Source organism: Weizmannia sp. FSL W8-0676, assembly GCF_038593015.1.
GTDB lineage: Bacteria > Bacillota > Bacilli > Bacillales > Bacillaceae_C > Weizmannia > Weizmannia coagulans.
Genome location: NZ_CP151954.1, coordinates 1,850,009 through 1,867,982, shown reverse-complemented (window position 1 = coordinate 1,867,982; position 17,974 = coordinate 1,850,009). Strand labels below are relative to the sequence as shown.

The 17,974-nt window shown below is 48.5% G+C and carries 17 protein-coding genes; 15 read left to right on the top strand and 2 right to left on the bottom strand.

Features of this window, described 5'->3' with window-relative positions:
• Positions 1-34 precede the first annotated feature (34 nt).
• The 9 genes from lepA to mtaB all read left to right on the top strand — a co-directional run bounded on the left by lepA (position 35) and on the right by mtaB (position 11,202).
• Positions 35-1,870, top strand: coding sequence for a translation elongation factor 4 (gene lepA / locus NST20_RS09195; protein ID WP_342399317.1), 1,836 nt, complete (start codon positions 35-37; stop codon positions 1,868-1,870).
• A 91-nt stretch (positions 1,871-1,961) separates the two neighbouring features.
• On the top strand, positions 1,962-3,095 hold the full coding sequence (hemW, locus tag NST20_RS09190) for a radical SAM family heme chaperone HemW (RefSeq protein WP_118498193.1): 1,134 nt from the start codon (positions 1,962-1,964) through the stop codon (positions 3,093-3,095).
• A 99-nt stretch (positions 3,096-3,194) separates the two neighbouring features.
• The gene (hrcA, locus tag NST20_RS09185) at positions 3,195-4,223 is read left to right on the top strand and encodes a heat-inducible transcriptional repressor HrcA (protein ID WP_118498195.1); all 1,029 of its coding nucleotides are present in this window, start codon (positions 3,195-3,197) and stop codon (positions 4,221-4,223) included.
• A 108-nt stretch (positions 4,224-4,331) separates the two neighbouring features.
• Positions 4,332-4,994, top strand: a complete 663-nt coding sequence (grpE, locus tag NST20_RS09180) for a nucleotide exchange factor GrpE (protein WP_061574806.1) — start codon at positions 4,332-4,334, stop codon at positions 4,992-4,994.
• A gap of 35 nt (positions 4,995-5,029) precedes the next feature.
• Positions 5,030-6,856: a molecular chaperone DnaK gene (dnaK, locus tag NST20_RS09175; protein WP_327076612.1), complete on the top strand. Its 1,827-nt coding sequence runs from the start codon at positions 5,030-5,032 to the stop codon at positions 6,854-6,856.
• Between the two features lie 131 nt (positions 6,857-6,987).
• A complete protein-coding gene (dnaJ, locus tag NST20_RS09170) occupies positions 6,988-8,124 on the top strand; it encodes a molecular chaperone DnaJ (RefSeq protein WP_342399316.1) in 1,137 nt (378 codons plus the stop codon).
• Positions 8,125-8,146: 22 nt separating this feature from the next.
• On the top strand, positions 8,147-9,085 hold the full coding sequence (prmA, locus tag NST20_RS09165; protein ID WP_342399315.1) for a 50S ribosomal protein L11 methyltransferase: 939 nt from the start codon (positions 8,147-8,149) through the stop codon (positions 9,083-9,085).
• A gap of 6 nt (positions 9,086-9,091) precedes the next feature.
• Positions 9,092-9,844: a 16S rRNA (uracil(1498)-N(3))-methyltransferase gene (locus NST20_RS09160; protein ID WP_013859695.1), complete on the top strand. Its 753-nt coding sequence runs from the start codon at positions 9,092-9,094 to the stop codon at positions 9,842-9,844.
• Positions 9,845-9,849: 5 nt separating this feature from the next.
• Positions 9,850-11,202, top strand: a complete 1,353-nt coding sequence (mtaB, locus tag NST20_RS09155) for a tRNA (N(6)-L-threonylcarbamoyladenosine(37)-C(2))-methylthiotransferase MtaB (protein ID WP_013859694.1) — start codon at positions 9,850-9,852, stop codon at positions 11,200-11,202.
• Positions 11,203-11,376: 174 nt separating this feature from the next.
• Here mtaB and NST20_RS09150 read toward each other — a convergent pair whose 3' ends face one another.
• Complete coding sequence (locus NST20_RS09150) at positions 11,377-12,300, bottom strand: Na/Pi symporter (protein WP_019720554.1); 924 nt, start codon at positions 12,298-12,300, stop codon at positions 11,377-11,379.
• Positions 12,301-12,370: 70 nt separating this feature from the next.
• Positions 12,371-12,655: an acylphosphatase gene (locus NST20_RS09145; protein ID WP_265115182.1), complete on the bottom strand. Its 285-nt coding sequence runs from the start codon at positions 12,653-12,655 to the stop codon at positions 12,371-12,373.
• A gap of 212 nt (positions 12,656-12,867) precedes the next feature.
• Here NST20_RS09145 and NST20_RS09140 point away from each other — a divergent pair, with 212 nt between their 5' ends.
• From NST20_RS09140 to NST20_RS09115, 6 genes are all read left to right on the top strand, one after another.
• Positions 12,868-14,283, top strand: a complete 1,416-nt coding sequence (locus NST20_RS09140) for an ISLre2 family transposase (protein WP_342399314.1) — start codon at positions 12,868-12,870, stop codon at positions 14,281-14,283.
• Positions 14,284-14,688: 405 nt separating this feature from the next.
• On the top strand, positions 14,689-14,862 hold the full coding sequence (gene rpsU / locus NST20_RS09135) for a 30S ribosomal protein S21 (RefSeq protein ID WP_017552614.1): 174 nt from the start codon (positions 14,689-14,691) through the stop codon (positions 14,860-14,862).
• Positions 14,863-14,876: 14 nt separating this feature from the next.
• Positions 14,877-15,323, top strand: a complete 447-nt coding sequence (locus tag NST20_RS09130) for a GatB/YqeY domain-containing protein (RefSeq protein WP_029141283.1) — start codon at positions 14,877-14,879, stop codon at positions 15,321-15,323.
• A 193-nt stretch (positions 15,324-15,516) separates the two neighbouring features.
• Positions 15,517-15,801: a sporulation protein YqfC gene (gene yqfC / locus NST20_RS09125; protein WP_013859690.1), complete on the top strand. Its 285-nt coding sequence runs from the start codon at positions 15,517-15,519 to the stop codon at positions 15,799-15,801.
• Positions 15,802-15,813: 12 nt separating this feature from the next.
• A complete protein-coding gene (gene yqfD / locus NST20_RS09120; RefSeq protein ID WP_342399313.1) occupies positions 15,814-17,007 on the top strand; it encodes a sporulation protein YqfD in 1,194 nt (397 codons plus the stop codon).
• Positions 17,004-17,957, top strand: a complete 954-nt coding sequence (locus NST20_RS09115; RefSeq protein ID WP_013859688.1) for a PhoH family protein — start codon at positions 17,004-17,006, stop codon at positions 17,955-17,957. Before yqfD ends, NST20_RS09115 begins: the two co-directional genes overlap by 4 nt.
• Positions 17,958-17,974: the final 17 nt, after the last annotated feature.

Sequence of the window (17,974 nt, the reverse complement as noted above, 5' to 3'; positions counted from 1 at the left end):
AGTGTACATGTGCCGAATACAGGAGTGAAGGTAAATGATGAACCGTGAAGAAAAATTAGACAGGCAGAGGAGGATCCGCAACTTTTCCATTATTGCACATATCGACCATGGCAAGTCGACTTTGGCCGACCGCATTCTGGAAAAGACCCACGCGCTGAGCAAGCGCGAAATGAAGGACCAGCTCCTCGATTCGATGGAACTGGAACGGGAACGCGGAATTACGATTAAATTAAATGCCGTCCGGCTGAACTATAAAGCAAATGACGGGGAAGAATACATTCTCCATTTGATTGATACTCCGGGACATGTAGACTTTACATATGAAGTGTCACGCAGCCTTGCCGCCTGTGAAGGGGCGGTACTCGTCGTCGATGCCGCGCAGGGGGTGGAGGCGCAGACGCTTGCAAATGTTTATCTTGCGCTGGATAACAATCTTGAAATTATCCCGGTCATCAATAAAATTGACCTGCCTTCCGCCGATCCGGAACGCGTCCAGCAGGAAATAGAGGATGTGATCGGCCTTGATGCGTCGGAGGCCGTTCTTGCTTCCGCTAAAGCCGGGATTGGGATTGAAGATATTCTTGAACAAGTTGTCGAAAAAGTGCCGGCGCCTGAAGGAGATCCGGACGCCCCGCTGAAGGCGCTTATTTTTGACTCGCTGTATGATCCGTACCGCGGCGTTATCGCCTATATCCGTGTAATGGAAGGCTCCGTCAAAGTCGGGGATAAGATTAAAATGATGTCAACCGGCAAGGAATTTGAAGTGACAGCGCTCGGCGTAAGCACCCCGAAACCGTTGTACATAGACGAATTAACCGTCGGTGATGTCGGGTTTCTAACGGCATCAATTAAAAATGTAAAAGACACGCGCGTCGGCGATACGATTACGGGCGCCGAAAACCCTGCAAAAGAAGCACTTCCTGGTTACCGGCGGATGAATCCGATGGTTTACTGCGGCCTGTATCCGGTAGACAGCGCGAAATTCAATGATTTGCGGGATGCCCTTGAAAAGCTGGAGTTAAATGATTCGTCGCTGCAATATGAGCCGGAAATGTCGCAGGCGCTCGGTTTCGGTTTCCGTTGCGGTTTTCTCGGGCTCCTGCATATGGAAATCATCCAGGAGCGGCTGGAACGCGAATTCAACATTGATCTCATTACCACCGCGCCAAGCGTCATTTATAAAGCCAAACTGACGGACGGCAGTGAAGTGACGGTTGATAACCCGGCGAATTTGCCGGAACCGCAGAAAATCGAATATATCGAAGAGCCGTACGTGCGCGCGTCCATTATGGTCCCGAACGATTATGTCGGCGCAGTGATGGAAATTGCCCAGGCAAAGCGCGGCGATTTTATCGATATGCAGTACCTCGATGATATCCGCGTTAATGTCATTTATGAAATCCCGCTCTCCGAGATTGTATACGACTTTTTTGACCAGCTGAAATCAAGCACAAAAGGGTATGCTTCTTTTGATTACGAATTGATCGGCTACAAACAGTCCAATCTCGTAAAAATGGATATTTTATTAAACGGGGAAAAAGTGGACGCCCTCAGTTTCATCGTCCACCGCGACTTTGCGTACGAACGCGGCAAGACGATCGTCGAAAGATTAAAAGAACTCATCCCGCGCCAGCAGTTTGAAGTGCCTGTACAGGCGGCAGTCGGCCAGAAAATTATTGCGCGTTCCAATATTAAAGCATTGCGCAAAAACGTGCTTTCAAAATGTTACGGCGGGGACATTTCCCGGAAACGGAAACTGCTTGAAAAGCAAAAAGAGGGCAAGAAAAGGATGAAGCAGGTCGGTTCTGTTGAAATCCCGCAGGAAGCGTTTATGGCTGTGCTGAAGATGGACGATACCCCGAAAAAATAACCGGGGCGGGCAGGGAGCGGATTGGCGGCTGTCCGCGCGCTCCTTTTCCCCGGGACATGCCCGTGATGAAAACAAATAAGGTTGTGATGGAATGAAAGCCGCATATATCCATGTTCCATTTTGCGAACATATTTGCTATTACTGCGATTTCAATAAATTTTTATTAAAAGGCCAGCCGGTGGATGAATACATTGAGATGCTGCTGGAAGAAATGCGGATCAAAACGGCTGAATCCCCTTGTGAAAAGCTGAGCACGGTCTTTGTCGGGGGCGGCACCCCGACAGCGCTGAATGAGCGGCAGCTTGAAAAACTGCTTGCCGGCATCCGCACGATTCTGCCTTATGACGGGGACGGGGAGTTTACGTTTGAAGCCAACCCTGGGGAAACGTCCGAAGAAAAGCTGCGCCTTCTGCATGATTACGGTGTCAACCGGCTGAGTTTCGGCGTCCAGTCGTTCAATGACCGGCTGCTCGAGAAAATCGGGCGGACCCACCGCCGGGAAGATGTGCACCGGACGATCAGTCATGCGAGAAAGATCGGCTTTTCCAATATCAGCATGGATTTGATGTTCGCGCTTCCTGGGCAGACGCTTGAAGATTTCCGTGAAACGCTTGGCGAAGCCTTGTCGATGGGGCTGCCGCATTATTCAAGTTATTCGCTGATCATTGAGCCAAAGACGATTTTTTACAATCTGATGCGGAAAGGAAAACTCCGCCTGCCGTCACAAGATGCGGAAGCGGATATGTACAGCATGTTAATGGACGAGATGGAAAAGCACGGCTTGAAACAGTATGAGATCAGCAATTTTGCCAAACCCGGCTATGAAAGCCGCCACAATCTCGTCTATTGGAACAATGAAGAATATTTCGGTTTCGGCGCCGGCGCACATGGGTATGAAAAGGGTGTCCGTCTGTCCAATTACGGCGCATTGAAGAAATATATCGGCATGCTTCGGGACGGGTGCCTCCCTGTCATGGAAAAACATACAGAGACAAAAAAAGAAAAAATGGAAGAAGAAATGTTTCTCGGGCTCAGAAAAAACGAAGGCGTCCGTTTCCGCCATTTCCGTGAAAAATTCGGGGCGGATATGAAGGAGGTTTTTGCAGGCGCGATCAAAGAAATGACAGAACGCGGGCTTCTTGAAGAAAAGGGCGGTTTTCTCCGGCTGACAAGGGAAGGGCGTTTTCTGGGCAATGAAGTCTTTGAAGCTTTTCTCCTCAGTTGACGGGCAAAGTAAATATATTGACAACAACAGGGGATTTTGTTAATTTATTTATATAAATTAGCACTCGTTTATGTGGAGTGCTAACAGGGGTGATGGAAGTTGTTAACTGATCGTCAGCTGTTGATTTTGCAAGTGATCATTGATGACTTTATTCGTTCCGCCCAGCCGGTAGGTTCCAGGACGCTTTCCAAGAAAAACGGCATTTCCTTCAGTTCCGCTACGATCCGGAATGAAATGGCGGATCTTGAGGAACTCGGGTTTATTGAAAAAACACATACGTCATCCGGCAGGGTGCCTTCTGAAAAAGGGTACCGTTATTATGTCGATCACCTTCTGTCGCCACAAAAACTGGGACCGGCAGACATTTGGCAGCTTCATTCGATTTTTGCCGAAAAAATAGATGAAATGGAAGAGCTTGTGAAAAAGTCCGCCCAAATTCTTTCCGAAATGACGAATTACACGGCGATTCTGCTTGGCCCGGAAGTCAAAGATACGAAACTGAAAAATATGCAGATCGTCCCGCTGAATGAAAAAACGGCGGTTGCCATTATGATTACCGATACCGGCCGCGTGGAGAACAAGACGGTTTCGCTGCCGGAAGGATTCCGCCCGGGCGAGCTGGAAAAAATGGTCAATATTTTTAACGAACGGCTGGCCAATGTGCCGATTCCGGATTTAGAGGATAAAATATATAAGGAAGTCGCTGACATTTTGCGCAGCCATACTGAAAACTATGAATCGATCCTGAAGACCGTGATCAGCATGTTTAACGAAAACCGGCATGATAAACTTTTTGTCGGTGGGAAAGCCAATATTTTGAACCAGCCGGAGTTCCATGACCTCGAGAAAGTCCGGCCCCTTCTTGATATGATAGAACGGGAAGACAGTTTTTATGACTTGGTCAAACGCGTGCCGAGTGGCATTCACGTAAAAATCGGGAGAGAAAACCAGATTTCCGAGATGGTAGATTGTAGCATGATTACAGCCACCTATTCAATCGGTGACCAGCCGGTCGGCAAAATTGCAATTTTGGGCCCTACGCGCATGGAATATTCACGTGTCATCAGCATAGTGGATTTCTTGAGCCATGATATGACCAACGCCTTGACGAAATTGTATGACAGATAGGCAATACGGGCATATTGGGTAGGGAGGCTTAAAGCGTGGGTACATGCTTTAAGTCCTTTCTTACTGGGCTTTTTTATGCCCGTCTCATTTTAAAGGGGGTGAACGCTCATGGCAGAAGAACAAAACAAACGCGCTTCAGAAGAAGTGAAAGACGAACAAAAGCGGGCTTCGGATGAAGTGAAAGAAGGACAAATTGAATCCATTTTTGCGGAAGAAAAAGATACGGAAAATCCGCAGGCGGCGCCGGAGGGCGAAGGCAATGAAGCTGGAACGGCGGAGAAGCCTGAAACAGAAAATGCCGCTGAAGAACTGGAAAAAGCAAAAGAGGAGATTGAGAAATTGCGGAATGAGCTCGAACAGGCTGAAAACCGCTATCTCCGCCTGCGCGCAGATTTTGATAATTACAGGCGCCGCGTGAATCTGGACCGTGAAGCAGCCGAGAAATACAGAGCACAGGATCTGATTGTGAACCTGCTGCCGGCGCTTGACAATTTTGAACGCGCACTGTCCATGGCTGAAAGAAACGAACATACGGCCCAGTTGCTGGACGGGATGGAAATGGTCTACCGCAGCATTTTGGAGGCGCTGAAAAAAGAAGGCGCAGAACCGATTGAAGCAATTGGGAAAGAATTCGACCCGCACTATCACCAGGCGATCATGCAGGGGCAGGAAGAAGGCACTGCGTCCAACGTTGTGATTGAGGAATTCCAAAAAGGGTACATGTTAAAAGACAGGGTGATCCGCCCGTCCATGGTGAAAGTGAACGAGTAACGCGCTTTACATAAATTTTTAAGGGAGGCATTATCATGAGCAAAATTATCGGCATTGACTTAGGTACGACGAACTCATGTGTCGCAGTTCTGGAAGGCGGCGAACCGAAAGTCATTCCGAACCCGGAAGGAGGCAGGACAACGCCGTCTGTTGTCGCTTTTAAAAACGGGGAACGCCTGGTAGGGGAAGTCGCAAAACGCCAGGCGATCACAAATCCGAATACGATCATTTCGATCAAACGCCATATGGGCACGACACACAAAGTCACAGCGGAAGGAAAAGAATATACGCCGCAGGAAATTTCCGCCATGATTCTGCAATACTTGAAATCATATGCGGAAGATTATCTGGGCGAAAAAGTCGAAAAAGCGGTCATTACGGTCCCTGCTTATTTCAATGATGCCCAGCGCCAGGCAACAAAAGACGCCGGGAAAATTGCCGGGCTTGAAGTCGAACGGATTATCAACGAACCGACTGCTGCAGCGCTGGCATACGGCCTTGACAAAACGGATGAGGACCAGACCATCCTTGTATTTGACCTTGGTGGCGGTACGTTTGACGTCTCCATCCTTGAACTCGGCGACGGCGTCTTTGAAGTGCACGCAACTGCCGGCGACAACCATCTCGGCGGCGACGACTTCGACCAGGCGATCATCGATTACCTTGTCAGTGAATTTAAGAAAGAACACGGCATCGACCTGTCGAAAGACAAAATGGCGCTCCAGCGTTTAAAAGATGCGGCTGAAAAAGCGAAAAAAGACTTGTCAGGGGTCACTTCCACCCAAATCTCGCTGCCGTTTATTACGGCAGGGGAATCAGGCCCGCTCCACCTGGAAATGACGTTAACCCGTGCGAAATTCGACGAACTGACGGCAGACCTTGTTGAACGGACAATGGGCCCGACACGCCAGGCATTGCAGGATGCAGGGCTTACAGCGAATGACATCGATAAAGTCATCCTAGTCGGCGGCTCAACCCGGATTCCGGCCGTTCAGGAAGCGATCCGCAAAGAAATCGGGAAAGAACCGCATAAAGGCGTCAACCCGGATGAAGTTGTAGCAATGGGTGCCGCAATCCAGGGCGGGGTATTGACGGGGGATGTGAAAGACGTCGTGCTCCTCGACGTTACGCCGCTGTCGCTCGGAATTGAAACAATGGGCGGCGTGTTCACGAAATTGATTGAGCGCAATACAACGATCCCGACTTCAAAATCGCAAATCTTTTCAACTGCAGCGGATAACCAGACAGCCGTTGACATTCATGTCCTGCAGGGCGAACGCCCGATGGCTGCCGACAACAAAACGCTCGGCCGTTTCCAATTGACCGATATTCCGCCGGCACCGCGCGGCATTCCGCAAATTGAAGTTACGTTTGATATTGATAAAAACGGGATTGTCAATGTCAGCGCAAAAGACCTTGGCACCGGCAAACAGCAAAAGATTACGATCAAATCGTCCACCACTTTGTCCGATGAAGAAATCGAACGGATGGTAAAAGAAGCGGAAGCTAACGCAGAAAAAGACAAGAAACGCAAAGAAGAAGCGGAACTCCGCAATGAAGCCGACATGCTTGTATTCACTGCTGAAAAAACATTAAAAGAACTGGAAGGTAAAGTGGACGCATCTGAAATTTCCAAAGCCGAAAAAGCAAAGGACGAATTAAAAGCGGCCATTGAGAAAAATGATCTCAATGAAATGAGGCAGAAAAAAGATGCGCTGCAGGAAATCGTGCAGGACTTGTCCGTCAAGCTGTATCAGCAGGCAGCACAACAGCAGCAAAACACGGATGCCGGGGGAGACGGAAAAAAGGATGACAATGTTGTCGACGCTGATTTTGAAGAAGTCGATGATAATAAAAAATAACGATAAAACAATATGGCCATTTTTCAATGAGCCAGGAAAAAAGTCAAAGTCTGGTCTATTCTCGGCTTTGACTTTTTTCTTATGCGAATGCTACAATTACCTTTATGTGAACGTTTCGGGAGTGAGAAGAAATGAGTAAACGGGATTACTATGAAGTGTTGGGCGTCGCGAAAGATGCATCGAAAGACGAGATAAAAAAAGCGTACCGCAAGCTTTCCAAAAAATACCACCCGGATATTAACAAAGCGCCTGATGCTGCAGAAAAATTCAAGGAAATCCAGGAAGCGTACGAAGTGTTGAGCGATGACCAGAAACGCGCCCAATATGACCAGTTCGGGCATGCAGGGCCGAACCAGGGCTTCGGGGGCGGAAACGGTTTTGGCGGATTCAGCAGTTCGGATTTTGACAGTTTCGGTTTCGAAGATATTTTCAGCACATTTTTTGGCGGCGGCAGAAGAAATGACCCGAATGCGCCAAGGCAGGGGGCTGATTTGCAATATACGATGACGCTTGAATTTGAGGAGGCGGTTTTCGGGAAAGAGACGGACATCCATATTCCGCGCGAGGAAACTTGTGATACCTGCCACGGAACCGGGGCAAAACCGGGGACGCATCCGAAAGAATGCCCGCACTGCCACGGAACCGGACAGCTCAATACTGAGCAACAGACACCGTTCGGCCGGATTGTGAACCGCAGGGTATGCCATTACTGCGGCGGTACGGGCAAAATCATTACAGACAAATGCAAAACTTGCGGCGGTACCGGAAGAGTGAAAAAACGCCGCAAAATTCATGTCAAAATTCCGGCCGGCATCGACGACGGGCAGCAGCTCCGCGTTGCAGGCCAGGGCGAACCGGGTATAAACGGCGGACCGGCCGGCGACCTGTACATCATTTTCCACGTCCGGCCGCATGAACTGTTCGAACGGGACGGCGATGACATCTACTGCGAAATCCCGATTGCTTTTACCCAGGCTGCTTTAGGCGATGAAATCGAAGTGCCGACGTTGCACGGGAAAGTAAAATTGAAAATCCCGGCCGGCACACAATCCGGCACAAAATTCAGGCTGCGCGGGAAAGGCGTGCCGAATGTCCACGGGCACGGCACCGGCGACCAGCATGTCATCGCGAGAATTGTCACCCCAAGGAAGCTTACCGAACGGCAAAAACAACTTTTGCGCGAATTCGCCGAAGCGAGTGGAGAGGTCCCGGATGAACAAAGCAGCAATTTTTTTGACAAAATGAAACGGGCATTTAAAGGGGACTAAACAGGAATGGAGTGAGGCGTTCATGAAATGGTCGGAAATTATGATCCACACCACGAACGAAGCGGTGGATCCGATTTCGAATATTTTGTATGAAGCGGGCGCCGGCGGGATTGTGATCGAGGACTCGGATGAGCTGCTGAAAGAGCATGACGACCGGTTCGGTGAAATTTATGAACTGGATCCGGACGATTTTCCGGAAGAAGGGGTCATCATTAAAGCGTACCTGCCCGTAAACAGCTTTTTAGGTGAAACCGTCGAGGAAATCAAACAGGCGATTACCAATCTGGCCACTTTTGATATTGATATCGGCCCGAACAAGGTGACGATCAGCGAAGTGCATGAAGAAGAATGGGCAACGGCATGGAAAAAATACTACAATCCCGTGAAAATATCCGAAAAATTTACGATTGTGCCGATGTGGGAAAACTATGAGCCGGTATCAAGCGATGAGCTGATCATTGAATTGGACCCCGGCATGGCGTTCGGCACCGGCACCCATCCGACCACGGTCATGTGCATCCAGGCATTAGAACGGACGGTAAAACCGGGCGACACGGTCATTGATGTCGGCACCGGTTCCGGCGTGTTAAGCATTGCCAGCGCCCTGCTCGGAGCAGGGCGGGTGCTTGCGCTTGATCTGGACGAGGTGGCGGTCCGTGCGGCTACGCTCAATGTGAAACTCAATAAAGTCCAAAACCGGGTAACTGTCAAACAAAATGATTTGTTGAAAGGCGTAAGCGGGCAAGCCGATGTGATGGTGGCCAATATTCTTGCTGAAGTGATCGCCCGTTTTGCTGAAGAGGCATTCGGACATGTCAAACCGGGCGGCCGTTTTATTGCTTCCGGCATCATCCGGCAAAAAAAGGACCTTGTCGTGGATGCGCTCACTTCTGCCGGCTTCACGATTGAAGAAACGATGGTCATGGAAGACTGGGTTGCGCTCATGGCAAAGCGCGGGTGAGAGGCCATGCAGCGTTATTTTTTAAACCGGCCGTATCGGGGGGAGCAGGAAATCCGCCTGGACGGCGAAAATTACCATCATATCGCGCGCGTCATGAGAATGTCCGCCGGAAGCCGCTTTTATGGTGTATTTTCAGATGAAAAAGTGTGCATTTGCGAAATCGGGGAAATCACAGGCGATGCCGTTATGGCCCGGATTACCGGATGGGAAACCGCCGTAAAAGAGCTTCCGGTCCATGTTACTGTATCATGCGGCCTTCCGAAAGCGGATAAACTGGAATGGATTATCCAAAAGGGAACCGAGCTGGGTGCCTTTCATTTTTTGCCTTTCATTGCGGAAAGATCCGTTGTAAAATGGGACACAAAGAAAGAAGCAAAAAAACGCGAACGCTGGCAAAAGATTGCCCGGGAAGCCGCAGAACAGTCGCACCGCAGCCACTTGCCCGAAATCAGCCCCCCTGTTTCTTTCCAGCAGCTGATCGAAGAAAGCCATACATATCAATATAAGCTGGTTGCTTTTGAAGAAAATGCAAAAGAAGGGGAACGGCACCGGTTTGCGGAAGTATTGTCGAACATATCGGAAGGCGGCAATGTACTGGCCGTTTTCGGGCCGGAAGGGGGCCTATCCCTTGATGAAATCCGCAGGCTTGAAGCAGCCGGATTCGTATCCTGCAGCTTAGGCCCGCGCATTTTGCGGGCGGAGACGGCGCCGTTATATGTACTTTCTGCCATAAGTTACCATTTTGAATTAATGAGGTGAAGAGGATGTCAACCGTAGCATTCCATACATTAGGATGCAAAGTGAACCATTATGAGACTGAAGCCATTTGGCAGCTGTTTAAACAAGCGGGCTATGAAAGAACCGACTTTGAAACGAACGCCGATGTCTACGTGATCAATACTTGCACGGTCACCAATACAGGAGACAAAAAGAGCCGTCAGGTCATCCGCCGGGCAGTCCGGCAAAACCCGGATGCCGTAGTTTGTGTGACCGGCTGTTATGCGCAGACATCGCCGGGCGAGATCCTCGAAATTCCCGGTGTCGATGTCGTTGTCGGCACACAGGACCGCACCAAAATGCTTGGGTATATTGAACAGTATTTGAAAGAGCGCAAACCGGTCAATGCTGTCAAAAATATTATGAAAAACCGTGTGTATGAAGAAATGGAAGTGCCGTATTTTACCGACCGGCACCGGGCTTCCCTGAAAATCCAGGAAGGCTGCAACAATTTCTGCACGTTTTGCATCATCCCGTGGGCGCGCGGCCTGATGCGGTCAAGGGATCCTGAAAAGGTCATCGCACAAGCCCAGCAGCTTGTCGATGCAGGCTATAAAGAACTGGTTTTAACCGGCATTCATACAGGCGGATACGGCCAGGATTTAAAAGATTACAATCTTGCGATGCTGCTTCGGGACCTGGAAGAAAAAGTGCAGGGGCTGAAACGCGTCCGCATTTCGTCTATTGAAGCCAGCCAGCTGACGGATGAAGTGATTGGTGTGATTAAACATTCGAAAGTCGTTGTCCGCCATATGCATGTCCCGATCCAGTCCGGTTCCGATACGGTGCTGAAAAGAATGCGCCGGAAATATACGATGGACCAGTTCGCGGAACGGATTACCAAGTTGAAAGAAGCATTGCCGGGCCTTGCACTGACTTCTGATGTCATCGTCGGCTTCCCGGGTGAAACGGAAGAAGAGTTTATGGAAACATACAATTTCATAAAAGAACACCGGTTTGCGGAACTCCATGTTTTCCCGTACTCGCCCAGGACAGGTACGCCTGCTGCCAGAATGAAGGACCAGATTGATGAAGAAATCAAAAATGAACGTGTCCACCGCATGATCGCATTAAGCGACCAGCTGGCAAAAGAATACGCATCCCAATTTGAAAACGAGGTGCTTGAAGTCATTCCGGAAGAGCCGTTCAAAGAAGATCCGGAAAGCGGGCTGTACGAAGGCTATACCGATAATTACCTGAAAGTCGTTTTCCCGGCCACCCCGGATATGGTTGGAAAACTCGTCAAAGTGAAAATCACAAAAGCTGGGTATCCATATAATGAAGCACAGTTCGTCAGAGTGATGGACGACGTCATGCCGGCCGTAAATGAAGCCATGTAACGCAAAAACCGGATGGTGTGTTTGCCCGGAAAAAGCGCGCCTGATAAAAGGCAGCCCCATAATAGGAAAAAAAGTGCCGCATAATGGCATTGAAGAGGCCAGGGCAGTTTCCGGATAAAATGCCCGCCCTTTGAAGCACATGGCAAAAACAACCGGGCTTTTAGCCCGGTTGTTTTATTTTTTTCCGTGCAAAGCGATGATAAACCGGCCGAATCTTTCGGAAAATGGCAAAACAGCCAGTGAGGATAGAAGATTAAACAATAGGCTTGCATGGGCAAGCTGTTGTTCCGGATTAGCCGACAGCATTCGGCAAGTGTCCGCGAGCACATGCAGGAAAGGCAAAAAAACAAGCGCCCCTCCGGCATTCAGCCAGACATGGGTAAATGCCGTCAGCCTTGCTTCCTCTCCGGCCCCGATGCTGGCCAGAAGCCCGGTGATGCATGTCCCGATATTGGCCCCGAGCATGATGCTAATTCCGGTTTCAAGCGGGAATACCCCGGCTGCAAGAAAACCCATCGCCATCCCGATCGTCACGGTGCTGGACTGGATCGCTGCAGAAAGCAAGATTCCGAGTAAGAAAGCGGACAAGAGGTGGGTATTTAAAACGGTAAACAAATGCTGGACAAAAGCGGTTTTTGATACCGGCACGGCAAGCTCCTCAAATCCGCGCATTGCCCCGAACACAAGCGAGAGGCCGAACAGAATAATACCGGCGCTTTTGACGCGGCCTTTTCCGAAAAAATAGAACACTGCCCCTGCCCCCAAAAAAGGCAGGCTCAAAGAGGAGAAGTCGAAAGTCAGCAATTCGAGCGTGAAAGTCGTGCCAATATTCGTGCCCAAAATGATTCCGATCGATTGCGAAAACGTCAGCATTCCGGCAGAAACGAGCCCGACAGTGATGACCATCACGGCGGAGCTGCTTTGCAAAAGCGCCGTCAAAACCATCCCGAACAGCATGGCGGACAGCGGCCTGCCTGCCAGTTTTTTCAGCGCATTTCCGGCATGGCCGCCGGATAAGGCAAACAGCCCGGCCCGCAGCCTGTGAATGCCGAATAAAAATGTCACCGTCAACAAAAGAAATGAAAGTAAATAAAGCATGTCCTTCCCCCCTTATGATCATATGGAAAGGGGGTATCGAACATGCCTTTTTATTATTTGGAAAATCCATTTAATACAACACACGAAAATCACGGTACTGTTCTTGCTGCTGTAAATAGTCAATATCCATTCCGGTTACTTTTGCAAAGCGCGACGGCCCTTTTTTCAGCCCGCGGATAAATTGTTCCATCTCTTTTTTCCCGCCTTGTGCCATCACTTCGACAGTGCCATCGTCTTTGTTGCGGACCCACCCGCATATATTGTATTGCTTTGCCAAAAATTGGGTGTAGTAGCGGAAGCCGACGCCCTGTACCCTTCCTGAAACAATGATATGTGCCGTTTCCTGTTGTTCCATCGTCTCCCTCCAATCGTTTCCATGCCGTCTTTGATCTCTATTATACCAAAAGGAGGAACAGGCGGGGCAAATAAGGCAAAAGCCAAATCACGAAAGACAAGGCGTATGTGTAAAATTTTACTCGAAGGGCAGATGGGTGGAAAAAAATGGGAAGACGCTCTATCATTTAAATGTACGCTTGTGGGCGAATACATTTAGAAAGAGGTCTTCCTATGGATATTATATCAATAATTGCTGGATTATTAAAGGATACAAAAAGTCTTATTGAATTTGAAGAACAAGTTAAAATTCTGATCCAGAATGCCTTTACGCAATGGGTTGGGGAAATATTTGAGACGTTAGATAAAACAATTAAGCAAAAAAAGCTGGAGGATGGCTGGGAGTACTGCCGGAGTGATAACAGAAGCATTCAGTTTTTATTTGGAAATGTGACCTTTAAACGTTCACTAATGCATGACCAGAAAGGGAATTCACATTATCCTCTGGATGAATGGTTAGGGCTTTTACCATACCAACGATACAGCCCGTTAGTGGAGTTAAAGGTGGCAGAGTTGGCAAGTGAGAACACCTATCGGGAGGTAGCTGATATTTTAAAAGAATGGACAGCAGTGAGCCTTAGTCACACAACTGTAGGGAACATGGTGAAACACGTAGGGAAAACGCAAGCTGAAGCCGACAAGGCACTTGTAGAAGAGCTAGAAATAGCTGATTCACTACCTGAGGGAAAGAAGGTAGATTACCTGTTTTCCGAAGCTGATGGTATATTCGTCCGGGGACTAGAAAAGAAACAGGGTTTGGAAGTCCACCACGCCATTCTCTATGAAGGATGGGAAACCAATGGCAAAAGAGTCTCTCTACACCATCCCGTTGTTATCATGACGACGAAATCCATCCAGACATTTTGGGATGAAGTCCAAGCTGTAGCAGCCAACACCTATTCCCTAGAAAAAGCTCGTGTCATTACAAATAGTGATGGAGGTGCGGGGTACACAGCTGAACGGTTTCAAACAGCATTCTCACAGTCGGAATTTCCGGTGCTCAACCAGCTGGATACCTACCACGTTGCACAAGCCATCGTAAGGACATTCGGGGGCGGAAAGAGCGAGATCAAAGAGCAAATTAGAAAAGCGATTAGAACGCATGACCTAGACCAATTCACATTGTATTTGGATACGCATGAAAGCACATTGACGGATGAAAAGAGCCTTAAGAAAGTCAAGGAGTTTCGTTCGTACATCCTAAAAAACTGGGACCGCATTTTTGACTGGAGGGACAAGGTAGAGAACGTACCGGAAGGTGCGAGAGGCCTGGGGGCAATGGAATCAAATCAAAGGCATATCTCATTCAGAATGAAGAAAAGGGGGATGCATTGGAGTAAAGCTGGCGCCGAAGCCATGGTAAAGGTGAAACAGGGCATGCTTAACGGGACATTGCAGGAAACCTATCTGAAACACCGTTCAAGAAGCGCGAGAAAGCAACGGAGCTTGCAACAATCCATCAGGATGTCTCAACTATTCAAGCAGCCTGTACGCCCGTCAGTGGGCGTAAAGCACGGATCAGTTGCCCTGCATTCAAGCAGTTCATCGGCAATGGGACATTTAAGCAAAATATTAGAGCTTTCGTTTTAAGCTTGGCTCAGTGGGGACTGATCGTTGAGGCGCGCGAAATTTACGAGACTCCTGCGGGAAAAGCGAGCCAGGAGAGACCCCGCAGCGAGGTACGAGCGAGGAGGCTCGCCGGCCGCCCGCGGAAAGCGAGTGAATTTCGCGCGCCTCAACATCCCCGTTATCCATCTTTATACGGAAATATTACATCTTTTCCGAAAATTACACCGAGCAAGTAAAGCACGGTAGCCGAAAGTGTACAAAAAGAGTGTCTTGGAATACCCGATATTTAAACCTTGTCGAGAAAAACTTGACACATACAGACAAGGCGCAAATGTTGACCGGTTATGGAGGATATTATATAATAATAATGTGCACGGGTTGCTCAACCTGACATGTAACCGTTTGTGTTCGGAGGGAGGGAAAGAAATGTCTAAAACTGTCGTTCGAAAAAACGAGTCGCTTGATGATGCGCTTCGCCGCTTTAAACGTACTGTTTCGAAAACCGGAACTTTACAGGAATACAGAAAGCGCGAATTTTATGAAAAACCAAGCGTAAGACGCAAAAAGAAATCAGAAGCTGCTAGAAAACGTAAGTGGTAAGAGAGGGTGGAATGATGAGTCTTCTCGAGCGTTTAAATAGCGATATGAAGCAAGCGATGAAGAACAAAGATAAAGAAAGACTCTCCGTAATTCGTATGCTTAAGGCAGCTGTTCAAAACGAAGCGATCAGGCTCGGAAAAGACGGTTTGACGAATGATGAAGAGTTGACAGTCCTTTCTCGCGAAGTGAAGCAACGGAAAGACTCCCTCCAGGAATTTAAAAATGCAGGTCGCAGTGACCTTGTTGAAAAAGCGGAAAAAGAATTGGCATATGTGAACGCATATTTGCCGGAGCAGCTTTCTGAAGACGAAGTGCGTGAAATTGTCCGGCAGACCATTGAAGAAGTGCATGCCGGGTCTAAAGCTGATTTCGGAAAAGTTATGGGAGCCGTCATGCCGAAAGTAAAAGGCAAAGCTGACGGTACGGTTGTGAGAAATATTGTGCAGCAGCAATTATCCTGACCTTTCTCATATAAGCCGGAAATCAATATGATTTCCGGCTTTTCGTTGTGCTTTTTACCGCACCTTTGCCGTATCCTTGAACCGGAAACACGGGTTTCCAAACGGTCCCGGACGTTTCGGACAAAAAAACTGCAAATAAAGTGATGAACCCCTTTTTTATTTCATAAATATGAGATGAAAGGGGGTTCTTTTTATGGCGAAAAAATGGCGGCAGCATTTGCAAAACTGGATGTCACAAAAAATGGACCTTCCGCAGGATGTCATGATGGACCTTCCGAGAATCACGATGATCGGCCAAATTCATATTTATGTTGAGAACCACCGCGGCCTTTTGACTTTTTCCGATAAAGAAGTCCGGCTGCTTTTAAAAAACGGGCAGCTCTTAATCAAAGGCCGGTCTTTTGTCATCAAAACGATCTTGCCCGAAGAAATTTTATTGGAAGGCAAAATAGATGAAGTGTTGTATTTGAACGGATAGGGGTGGCTTTGGTTGAAAAATCATTGGGTAACTTTTTTACAGGGGTCGGTGGCTGTAAAAATTGAGGGAAAAGGGATCGAACGCTTTATCAACCAGCTGACAAGAGCCGGCCTCGCTGTTTGGAATGTCAGGCGGCAGGGCACCATGGCCGTCACGTTCGAATTGCGCCTTTCAGACATTCACCAGCTCAGAAAAGCAGTAAGGGGACAAGATTTGCATGTCCGCTTTTTAAGGGGGCGCGGCGTTCCTTTTTTATGGAAAAGGACGCTGAAAAACGCCGGATTCCTGTTCGGCTTTTTTCTCTTTCTTGCCGTGATCACGGTGCTTTCCAACATGGTTTGGGGCGTGGAGATCAAAGGCGCAACGCCAAAAACCGAGCACGAAATCCGCAAACAATTGGACAAACTGGGCATTCAAACAGGGCATTCACAGTTTTTTCTCGATGATATTGAAACCATCCAGTGCAAGCTGACAAACAATCTTCCGGACGTGACATGGGTCGGCGTGGAGCTGCGCGGGACAACCTATCATTTTACCGTTGTGGAGAAAAACATGCCGGAACCGGTGAAAAATCCGGGCCCACAGCATCTTGTCGCTTCACAGAAAGCGGTGGTGGAAAATATGTTTGTTGAAAAAGGCAAGCCGGTTGTAAAAATTAACCAGTATGTCAAAAAAGGCCAGCTGCTTGTTTCCGGTGTCATTGGGAATGATAAAGAAAAATACCCTGTGGCAGCCAAAGGGAAAGTATACGGAAAAACGTGGTATAAAACGGCGGTTGAACTTCCGCTTTCCTCCCGTTTTCAAGTGTATACCGGCAATGCAGCCCAAAAATATTATATTGGAATCGGCTCGATGAAGCTGCACATATGGGGCTTCCGGACCCCCCGTTTTAAACAGTACCGGACATCGGAAGAAGCAGAAAAGGTCAAGTTTTTAAAATGGACATTGCCGGTCCGCTTTATCAGGGAAACGGTCCGCGAGAAAGAAGAGCGGGACAGAAATTATACCAAAAAAGAGGCTGAAGCAGAAGCAAAAAAATTAGCAAGGCAGGATTTGCGCAAAAAACTGCCAAAAGAAGCAACCGTTACGGATGAATATGTTTTGCAAGAACATGTCCGCAATGGTACATTAAAAATGATGATTTATTACGAAGTAGTAGAAAATATCGCAATCGCAAAACCAATTGCTCAAGGAGACTTAGAATGACAGAAGAAAGTACGGCAAAACTTCAATTGGAGAATACAAACGAAGCAGTGCTTTTATTCGGCATTTCCGACCATCATCTGAAAATGCTCGAGGATGCCTACGGGGTCCATATCCTCACCCGCGGCGAAACGATCCAGGCAAGCGGCAAAGAAGATGCGGCGGAAAGGGTGATTGCCGTCATGTCCGAACTGCTTGGTTTGATTAAAAAAGGCATCACCATCAGCGGGCGCGATGTGCTTTACGCTGTCGAAATGGAAAAAAAGGGCCATCTTGAATATTTGGGAAGCCTGTACGAAGAAGAAATTGCCCGGAATGCGAAAGGGAAAGCGATCCGGATCAAGACATTCGGGCAGCGCGACTATATCCAGGCGATCCGCCATCATGACCTTGTGTTCGGCATCGGCCCGGCCGGAACGGGAAAAACGTATTTGGCCGTTGTAATGGCGGTGAATGCTTTAAAAAGCGGCGAGGTAAAAAGGATTATTTTAACCCGCCCGGCTGTTGAAGCCGGGGAAAGCCTCGGGTTTTTGCCGGGGGATTTGAAGGAAAAAGTCGATCCGTATTTGCGCCCGCTCTATGATGCATTAAACGATGTGCTCGGCGCGGAGCATACACAGCGCCTGATTGAAAGGGAAACAATCGAAATTGCCCCGCTTGCCTATATGCGCGGGCGCACACTTGATGATGCGTTCGTCATTCTCGATGAAGCGCAGAATACGACACAGGCACAAATGAAAATGTTTCTGACCCGCCTCGGTTTTCACTCCAAAATGGTGATTACAGGGGACAGAACGCAGATTGACCTGCCAAAAGGCGCGGAATCCGGCCTTTTGACAGCTGAAAGAGTGCTGGAGAAAGTCCGCGGCATTTCGTTCGTCTATCTGGAAGAAAGCGATGTCGTCCGCCACCCGCTTGTTGCGAAAATTATCGAAGCTTATCAAAACGCATAACCCGGGCCGTGGCACCC